Consider the following 9475-nt stretch of genomic DNA (forward strand, 5'->3'; position numbering starts at 1 on the left):
AATGAGTTTTGCATCTAGCAGTAACCGGAAAAAATATTATGCGATCGCAGGTGGTATGATTCAATCCAGAATCGAATTAGGTACTGAAGTCAAAACTGGAGACAAACTCTATCAAATTCTCAGTTTCAATAAAGAAGGTCGGCTACCTACTGTAATTGATGTCTGCGCTCAACATGATGGATTAGTTTATGATGTCGCAACTAATCAGGCTGTGAATGAAGGCGAGTTTGTATTGGGAATTGTTAGTTAATCATTTATCATTTGTCATTTGTAGTAAGGAGTGAAGAGTTTTTTAACTCTTCACTCCTTACTCTTGACTTAAATTTAGTCTCCCAAATAAATACCCATACCACAAGCGCTTTTAACCAAAGTACTATTGGGATCGACGGCACTATATTGAGCGATCGCTTCTGTAATTGGTACACTTAGTATAGCAATCCGATAGCGAAGCGGTAGCGAGTCAGACGCTCCTGCGTCGCTAACGCTGCGCTATCGAGCGTCTTTGATTTCTGAATCACTCGTAAAGGTAAGGGACTGGGGATTGGGGACTGGGGACTGGGAAGAAGGAATAAAGGTGTACTGAGTTTTGTTCAAAAATCAAATATGAGTCCTATATAACTTAACTGTATTTAAACATAATTAGAGCAGACACTGTTCAATTCAAAAACAAAACCCATTCTCCCCATGATGAGGGGAATGGTAAAAAAAATAGGAGACGGAAGAGGAAAATTTAATCTCCGCAATTCTAACTTAACTTAAGATTTACTAGACTTATCATTCATTTTATCTAACAGTTCAGTGATTTTTTTAGCTTTTTCAGGTTGGCGTTGTTTTTGCAATAAATCTTTAGCTTGTTGCAGGTTAATTTTAGCTTCCTCTTCTCGCTCTTGTTGCATGAGAATATTTGCCAGACGCAAGTAAGCGTCAGGATTTTTGGGACTGCGGCGAATCACTTCCCGGAATAATTCTGTTGCTTCTTCTATTTGGCCTTGTTGGTTTAAAACATCTCCCAAAAACAAGCGCACCACATCATTAGTAGAGTTGATGGAAATCACTTTACGAAACGCTGCTTCTGCACCTTGGTAATCTTTTGCTTGAGAAAGATTGATTCCTTTTTGAAACAAGTCTGAGGTAATCAAAGTTTTCCAAGCAAAATAGCCAAGAATTGACAGACTAAGAACAACTACAACAGTAGCGATAATAGAACTAGTAGGAAAGGTTTCTAGCATTGTCTAAGCCAAAAGACAGGCGATAGGAAAAATCAGGTATTCGATAAAAAATAGTTTCCAGATAAATTGGTAGAATTGAGCGATCGCACTTTTATCTTGTATGTCTACTGCCAAACTCCGCAACCACATCCAAACTAGCAGGGCTAAATGAGTAATTACCAGAAATATAGGGTTAATTGAGGGCACACGTAGCACACCAACTAAAATTATCCCCAGATAGCAGGCAGTTATCACCCACAGAGCTAGATTAAACACAGCTTGCGAACCGAGTTTGATAGTGAAAGTAGAGATATTATAGAGGCGATCGCCTTCCATATCGGGTATATCTTTAAAGATTGCGATCGCAAAGGTAAACACCAAGATAAATAACGTCAGCACCCACACCACAGGCGGAATTACTTGGCTTTGTTTCAGCGCCCAACTATAGTGCAAATACAATCCTAAATTAACAATCGTACCGCGCACCGAAAAAATGCATAGTGCTGCCCAAAATGGAAACTGTTTCAAGCGGATTGGCGGTAAAGAATAAGCAGTACCAATAGCCAAACTAATTGCTACCATGCCAAATAAGAATGGCCCAGTTAGCCACGCCACAACTAGCGCCAAAATCCCAGTAAAAGCAACAATTAATTGCCCTGTCTGTTGGGAAAACTCACCTGATGCCAACGGTAAATGAGGCTTATTAATCTTGTCAATATCAACATCTTCTAATTGATTCAGCCCCACAATATAGACATTGCCACACAGACAAGCAATCCATGCACCTAAGATAAGGAATAGGGAATGGGGAGTAGGGAATAGGGAATCAGGACGATTACTAATGGCAATGGCAATAAAATACAAACCTAACACACTCAGACTTGTACCAATAATCGTGTGAGGGCGAGAGAATTTCCAGAAAGCGTATAACCAATGGAAATATGATTGAACGGGTTTGCGTGGCAAAGGGCTGTTTTGAAAACTCTGGCTCATGAGTACCTTAGATTCAGTATCCGGCTTATTGTTAACCCTGACTTTTCACGGGATTTATAAAACCTTACTCTTGCTCTCTCCTGTTGTTGAGAGGCTTTTAATTCTCCCGATTCCCTATTAGGGAAGGGGGGTTAGGTTTCGCGTTAATTTTTCCACATGACCTTAGTTGTCAGATTGTTAACCATTGTCACAGAATTTGGTCATTAACAAGAGCCAAAGCTTTGGACGTAGTGTATTTTGTAGGGGAGGTAGCGGCGGCTTAAACCCTTACCACAGCCCACCGTAATGTTACTCAAGAGAATCAATCTACCTTATAAAAGAGGCTCCATCCCGAAAAAATTTGACAAACAAGCGTGAAAATACCTCTTCCCGATTCTCTTCTGCTACTCCCCATAACGGTACAATCTATCAGAAAAGTAAATAAATAGTTAAATTATGACAGCTAATTTGACATCTAAAGCGACATTTGACTTTGTGAGTGTGCTATCCCAAGCTGCGGCTGCGTATCAAGGACAGGAAGGCACAACCCCTAGTGGTGAAATATTAGTAAATGCGTTGCTACAAGCAGAAAAATCTACCAAGCAGGAACGGTTAACTTATCCGTTTGAGTCTCTTTTGGGCAAATGGCAACTTTGCTTTGCCACTGGTACTAAGAAAGTCAGAGAGCGTGGCGGAATTGTATTAGGCAAGGGTTTATATGTACCCAAGTTTATAAAAATCCATGTTTCCTTTAATGCCACTTTGGGACAGGATTCAAACAGAGGCGAAATTAGTAATCAGGTTAAATTTGGCCCAGTTTTGTTGAACCTCACGGGGCCAGTGCAATATTTAAGTAAGAAAAATTTATTGGCGTTTGACTTTAACCAAATGCTTATTAGTCTGTTTGGTCGTGTTGTTTATAACAGACCGATGGGTTCTGGTATTCAAGCAGAAGATTTCTACAACCAGTCCATAGCTAAACTACCTTTCTTTGGCTTCTTTTTGGTGACGGAAGATTTTATTGCAGCTCGTGGCCGGGCTGGAGGATTGGCATTTTGGATTCGAGAAACTTAAAGACAGGGGATTTCACATTTGCGCGAACCATCAAACTGGACGACAACTAGACAAAATGCTGTGCATATTTACTACTTGTCCAATGACTGCGATCGCAGGCGCACCAAATCCAGTTTTCTCTACCTGCTCTACAATTGTTTTTAAAGTACCAATTAATTCTTCTTGTTCTGGACGCGTACCCCAGCGCACTAAAGCAATGGGCGTTTCTAAATTTAACCCAGCGCCACTTAACTGTTCCACAATATAAGGCAGATTGTGAATGCCCATATAAATTACAATGGTTTCGGAACCGTGCGCGATCGCATTCCAATCCACTTTCGGTCTATACTTACCCGCCGCCTCGTGACCAGTAACAAATGTAACTGAAGAACTATATAGTCGATGAGTTAATGGAATACCTGCATAAGCTGCGGCTGCAATACCCGATGTAATACCAGGCACAACTTCCGTTGCTATTCCAGCATCAACTAATTCTTCCATCTCTTCGCCACCGCGACCAAAAATAAAAGGATCGCCACCCTTCAACCGCACCACAATTGCATGATCCTGTGCTTTCTCAATCAGCAATTGAGTTGTTTCTTCTTGCAACAACGAATGTCTCCCCGCACGCTTACCAGCGTTAATTTGCTCGGCTTGGGGATTAATCATTGCCAGAATTGCCGGACTCACTAAGGCATCATAGATAACTACATCTGCACATTCCAATAAACCTTTTGCCTTCAAGGTAATCAGTCCTGGATCTCCTGGTCCCGCACCTACTAAATAAACCTTTCCCAAATACTTATTCTCCTGTTTTTCTGTGCGGTTCATCTATCTATCTGTTAAATCCCAAATTAGCTCGGCTAATTCTGCACTTGCTCCCAGTGGTTCTGCCAATTGGAAATTCACCGCAGAAAATTGTAATTTTAGCTCCTCTATTGAGGCCGCGATCGCATCGGTTATTCCACCAGCAAATAAAAAGTATGGCAAAATTGCAATTTCTTTATAACCAGCAGCTACCAACTCTTTCACCCGTAATTCTAAACCAGGAGGATTAGCCCAATAAGCAGCTACTGTTCCCAAACTCGCTGCTATTAATTCCACAGTTTCTTTGGAACCTGGGCGACGGCTACCATGAGCTAAGAGAATCCATGCTTCTGCTTTTATAGCAGCTATTTGCTTTGCCAGCAATTTCTCTAAATTGGGGTGAGAGCCTAAGTATGGTTGCAACTCAATCATGATATCCTGACCAATAGCCTGTTGTGCTAGTGCTACTTCGGCAGGAATATCTGTCATTACATGGACTCCCGGCAGCAGAAATAACGGTACAATTTTGAGGCGATTTTCATTTTGAGACAGTGAGTAATCGCCAAAAGCACTTTTAGCAAATTGTTGAATCTGCTCGTGTAAAGGTTGAGGACTCATTTCTAAAGCAGCGATGCTAACCAAATGATCGCTTGACAATTTCTGACATACCAGCCTAGCTAGTTGCTGCATAGCAATTTCTGGGCGGCGATCGCGACTTCCGTGAGATACTAGCAGATAGGCAGATGACATCGGCAAAGCTTTAACTCTCAGTGACTAATTATCATATCTTACTTAATATTAAGCTGGTGGTAATAACTACTCAGGTGATTATTGAAACTATTATCAAATACTAAATAGAAGTATTTTTAATCACTTACTTATATAAAGAACTCCAAAAATTAAATTGACTATCAGCCCCTGCTTCCCCTGCTCCCCCTGCTCCTTACTCTTTTTCGGCAGTGTAAGTATAAAATTGATCAAAAGCTCCCACGGTTTCAAATTTGTAAGAAGGTATCCAAGAGTTTATTTTTAAATTTGTACGGTAAATGCTAAAAATAATATAATTTTGTCTTTCTGTAGTCCTGGCAAGAATTTCTTGGATTTGCGGGTTAGCCGAGTCAACCAACTTATCACAATTAAAACGGATTAAATTTTCTATAAGATTGGTAGTTTTTTTGCACACATCGGTTTTTAAGTATTCTGTCAGCCGTTGCACCGCATATTCTTCATACTCAACCTGACTGGGATTGGTATTCGCCATTGCCACACCCAAGGCGGCTAGTCCTGCTGCTGCTCCAGTATATGCAATGATCGTTAAGGGTTTCATGTTTGCCAAGTAAAATTCATTATAATTGTTAGATTCCACAGACTCTAAATTAACTCAGTCCGTTCCTTGAAAAAAACTCTTGATCGCTTGCCAAATTATTGCTATAATAGAAATTGTTGAATGGCGAGCGTAGCCAAGTGGTTAAGGCAGTGGTTTGTGGTACCACCATTCGTGGGTTCAATTCCCATCGTTCGCCCTACATAATTTAATAGTGATCCATAAGTTCCTATACAAGATGGGTGGTGGTTTTGAAGATTCATAACCACTACTTTAGCAAGGATATGCCATCTATGAGTTCATGGGCTTGGAAGCGTCGTAAACCTACTATTCATCAGACTAGCTTATGAAGTAACTTCAGCCATATAAGCAAATCCACTTACCCAATAAAAAATGTATTAGGACTTACGCACTGTACAAATGCATCGTCATGTGAATTACCTAAAATAGGAAGTTTTCAGGCTTTTGTTAATTATCCTGCGATGCCTACGGCGGTAAACTACGTAAATAGACCATGCTGTGCCCTTACGAAAGATATGGTTTTTAACATTGCTTCATATTTGGTCTTTCTTGTCTATGCGTAAGTCCTATGTATTTAAAAGATACCAATAAGTAAGTCGGCACAATAAAAGCAAACTGTATGAAGAAAAGTAAACAAGGCTTAAAACCTTTTTCCCCCTGCTTTATCCCAACGAGAATTATTTACGCCGACCTACTTATTTGTATTGTACTGCTCAAGGAAAATCCTCCAGTTGTTACTAAATTCAATCCTTTTTTCAGGCAATGCTATCTGTGCAATTAAGATTCCCGACTTCTCTAAGAAGTTGGGAATCTTAGCCTCAGAAGTTTTTAAACACACATACATTTAATTGTCAGAAAATGCCTAGAAGAATGATAAAAGTCAGCCCACAGAAGGCAAGCATAGATATAATCAGAATGTTGCCAATACTGTGGTCAGAAGCTGCGGAGTTATGTGTATTAGTAGGCATATAAATCGCCCCCACTTAAATAACTTTTGCTTAAATTGTAACTAGGGCGAACAAAGATTAGTCTATCTTAGAACAAAAATTGATTTTAATTCATTGGAGTTTAGCTTCAGACCTTTACTGAAAGCATAAGTATTAAGTTTTGTGTCAAACTTTAACCAATAGATAATAGCAACATAATTATTTGCTACCCAAATTACTAGAATATCAGCAATAATCAAAGCTGCCGAATAAATCATCTACACCCACTATAAAAATGAATATTAACCCTCTGTAAGAATTAAAAAAGTATTTCTTTGCAGGCCTTACAGAGCTTGAAAGCTAAATCTTGACATTATCATTGTGCAAATAATTCAGATACACGTCAAGAAATGATATAGTAAAGCTTAACTCAAACAGTTAAGGGCGTAAAATGCTGTGCCCTAAACATAATCATGTAGTTATTTACTAACATCTATCAAAAGAAATAAAAATTGTATTCCTTTAGTTAGAACAAAAAATACTGAGTCATAGATACTTTAAGTAAAGAAAAACACGGTTTAAGTGCCTGCTGAAAAGTTGATATTTGTAGGTACACAGATAAATTATATTTATCTGTGTTGTTTCGTGTTTATATCTGGTCAAAGAAAAGGTGGAGGCTTATTTGCTTCGCCTTGAAAGTCAACAATGCAAACATAGTCATCTATTGGAGTTGCCATGTCTGAATTGCTTCAAGTAGTCTTAGATAGTGAAGAAAAAAGTGATTTGCGTTCCTTTCTTAGCGAATTACGCCAACAAGAAAAGAAGTATTTGCTGCGGAACGACATACTGAATGTATATAGTGAGTATTGCTCAAAGTGCCAGAAACCAGAGGAATTTTACACTTCCTCTGAGTTAGGTAAACTGATTTACTATACTCAAGAAATTATTCAGGAAGAGTCAAACTTTTGTTTCATCATCCGTTCTAAAATTGCCAGCCAAGAAGTTTATTGGTTGACATCAGACTTGAGCATTGAGCCGATGACGGTACAGGATTTGCTGGATTTGCGCGATCGCTTGGTGAATAAATATCATCCCAACGAGGGCGGCCTGTTAGAATTGGACTTCGGCCCGTTTTATGACTACACCCCAGTCATCCGCGACCCCAAAAACATTGGTAAGGGGGTAGAATTTCTCAACCGCTATCTATCCAGCCAAATATTTCAAGACTCCAAACAATTGCTGGACAGCTTATTGAATTTCTTGCGCCTGCACCACTACAACGGTGTGCAATTGCTCCTTAACGATCGCATTCAATCACAGCAGCAACTTTCCGAGCAAGTTAAGAAAGCTATCAGTTTTGTTAATAATCGCCCTGAAGAAGAACCCTACGAACAATTCCGGTTCCAATTGCAGTCAATGGGTTTTGAACCGGGTTGGGGTAACACCGCAGGGCGAGTGCGCGAAACTTTAAATATTCTCGATGAATTGATTGATTCTGCCGATCCTCAGACTCTAGAAGCTTTCATTTCACGGGTTCCGATGATTTTTAAAATCGTCTTGGTGTCAGCTCACGGTTGGTTTGGACAAGAGGGAGTATTGGGGCGTCCCGATACTGGGGGTCAGGTAGTTTACGTCCTTGACCAGGCAAAGAGCCTAGAGAAGCAGCTACAAGAAGATGTCCTGCTTGCGGGTTTAGAGAAATTGAATGTCGAGCCAAAGGTAATTATTCTCACCCGCTTGATTCCTAATAGTGATGGCACCCTTTGTAATCAACGGCTAGAAAAAGTCCACGATACCGAAAATGCCTGGATTTTGCGAGTGCCTTTACGGGAATTTAATCCTAACATGACTCAAAACTGGATTTCCCGGTTTGAGTTTTGGCCTTATCTAGAAACTTTCGCCATTGATTCAGAAAAAGAACTACGGGCAGAATTTCAAGGCACACCTGACTTAATAGTTGGAAACTATACTGATGGGAATTTAATAGCATTCTTGCTGGCGCGACGGCTGAAAGTTACCCAATGCAATGTTGCCCATGCTTTGGAAAAATCTAAATACTTGTTCAGTAACCTCTACTGGCAAGAATTAGAGGAGAAATATCATTTTTCATTGCAATTTACAGCTGACTTGATTGCAATGAATGCTGCTAATTTCGTTGTCAGCAGTACCTACCAAGAAATTGTGGGAACACCCGATAGTGTGGGACAGTACGAGTCTTATAAGTGCTTCACCATGCCGGAGTTGTACCATGTGACCAATGGCATTGAATTATTTAGTCCCAAATTTAATGTCGTACCACCTGGGGTAAACGAAAATAATTACTTCCCCTACACCCGTAATAAAGACCGAGTAGAGAGCGATCGCCAACGCCTTGCAGAAATACTTTTTACTCTGGAAGACCCTACGCAAATCTTTGGCAAACTCGACGATCCTAACAAGCGCCCTCTCTTCTCAATGGCGCGTCTTGACCACATCAAAAACCTCACAGGTTTAGCTGAATGTTATGGTCAAAGTAAAGAATTACAACAGCATTACAATTTAATTTTGGTGGCGGGTAAATTGCGCGTCGAAGAATCAGGCGACAACGAAGAACGTGATGAAATTATCAAACTCTACCAAATAATTGACGAGTACAATCTCCACGGCAAGATTCGTTGGCTAGGTGTGCGCCTGACTAAAACTGATTCTGGTGAAATTTACCGAGTCATTGCCGATCATCAGGGGATTTTTGTACAACCAGCTTTATTTGAAGCTTTTGGTTTGACGATTTTAGAGTCGATGGTTTCAGGATTACCGACTTTTGCCACACAGTTTGGTGGGCCGCTGGAGATTATTCAAGATAAGGTTAATGGTTTTTTGATTAACCCAACACATTTAGATGAGACAGCCACAAAAATTGTGGATTTTATTACAAAATGCGAAAAAAATCCTAACTACTGGGATGAAATTTCGCAGCGAGGAATTGACCGAGTTTATAGCACCTATACTTGGAAAATTCACACTAGCAAGCTGTTATCATTAGCACGGATTTATGGCTTCTGGAATTTTACTTCAAAGGAGAATCGGGAAGATTTATTGCGTTATCTTGAGGCTTTGTTCTATTTAATTTACAAGCCAAGAGCGCAACAGCTATTAGAACAGCACAAGCACCGATAATAAGTTAG

General features: G+C 40.0%; 7 protein-coding genes, 1 tRNA gene and 1 pseudogene. 4 read left to right on the forward strand and 5 right to left on the reverse strand.

All coding sequences use genetic code 11. The features are described 5' to 3' along the window. Positions 1-250: pseudogene (locus VE944_RS01335) on the forward strand (succinylglutamate desuccinylase); the annotation flags it as partial. A 505-nt stretch (positions 251-755) separates the two neighbouring features. Here the strand turns inward: VE944_RS01335 and VE944_RS01340 are convergent. Both VE944_RS01340 and VE944_RS01345 read right to left on the reverse strand, forming a co-directional pair. Continuing rightward, entirely contained in the window at positions 756-1229 is a 474-nt protein-coding gene (locus tag VE944_RS01340; RefSeq protein WP_324971167.1) for a tetratricopeptide repeat protein, read from the reverse strand. A 3-nt stretch (positions 1230-1232) separates the two neighbouring features. Beyond that, complete coding sequence (locus tag VE944_RS01345) at positions 1233-2201, reverse strand: homogentisate phytyltransferase (RefSeq protein WP_324971169.1); 969 nt, start codon at positions 2199-2201, stop codon at positions 1233-1235. A gap of 435 nt (positions 2202-2636) precedes the next feature. On the opposite strand from VE944_RS01345, the gene VE944_RS01350 reads away from it, so the two are divergent. After that, positions 2637-3254 (forward strand): hypothetical protein, encoded by a 618-nt coding sequence (locus tag VE944_RS01350; protein ID WP_324971171.1) that lies wholly within the window; start codon positions 2637-2639, stop codon positions 3252-3254. A 30-nt stretch (positions 3255-3284) separates the two neighbouring features. Here VE944_RS01350 and cobA read toward each other — a convergent pair whose 3' ends face one another. The 3 genes from cobA to VE944_RS01365 form a co-directional block, all read right to left on the reverse strand. Beyond that, on the reverse strand, positions 3285-4064 hold the full coding sequence (gene cobA, locus VE944_RS01355; protein ID WP_324971172.1) for a uroporphyrinogen-III C-methyltransferase: 780 nt from the start codon (positions 4062-4064) through the stop codon (positions 3285-3287). Continuing rightward, positions 4065-4790, reverse strand: coding sequence for a sirohydrochlorin chelatase (locus tag VE944_RS01360; RefSeq protein ID WP_324971175.1), 726 nt, complete (start codon positions 4788-4790; stop codon positions 4065-4067). It abuts the gene before it with no gap. Between the two features lie 193 nt (positions 4791-4983). Continuing rightward, complete coding sequence (locus tag VE944_RS01365; RefSeq protein WP_324971177.1) at positions 4984-5367, reverse strand: DUF4359 domain-containing protein; 384 nt, start codon at positions 5365-5367, stop codon at positions 4984-4986. 123 nt (positions 5368-5490) lie between these two features. Between VE944_RS01365 and VE944_RS01370 the strand changes: the two genes are divergently transcribed. Beyond that, positions 5491-5563, forward strand: a tRNA-His gene (locus VE944_RS01370). A 1483-nt stretch (positions 5564-7046) separates the two neighbouring features. Next, complete coding sequence (locus VE944_RS01375) at positions 7047-9467, forward strand: sucrose synthase (protein ID WP_324971179.1); 2421 nt, start codon at positions 7047-7049, stop codon at positions 9465-9467. Positions 9468-9475: the final 8 nt, after the last annotated feature.

It is taken from the genome of Nostoc sp. (genome assembly GCF_035638895.1).
GTDB lineage: Bacteria > Cyanobacteriota > Cyanobacteriia > Cyanobacteriales > Nostocaceae > Nostoc.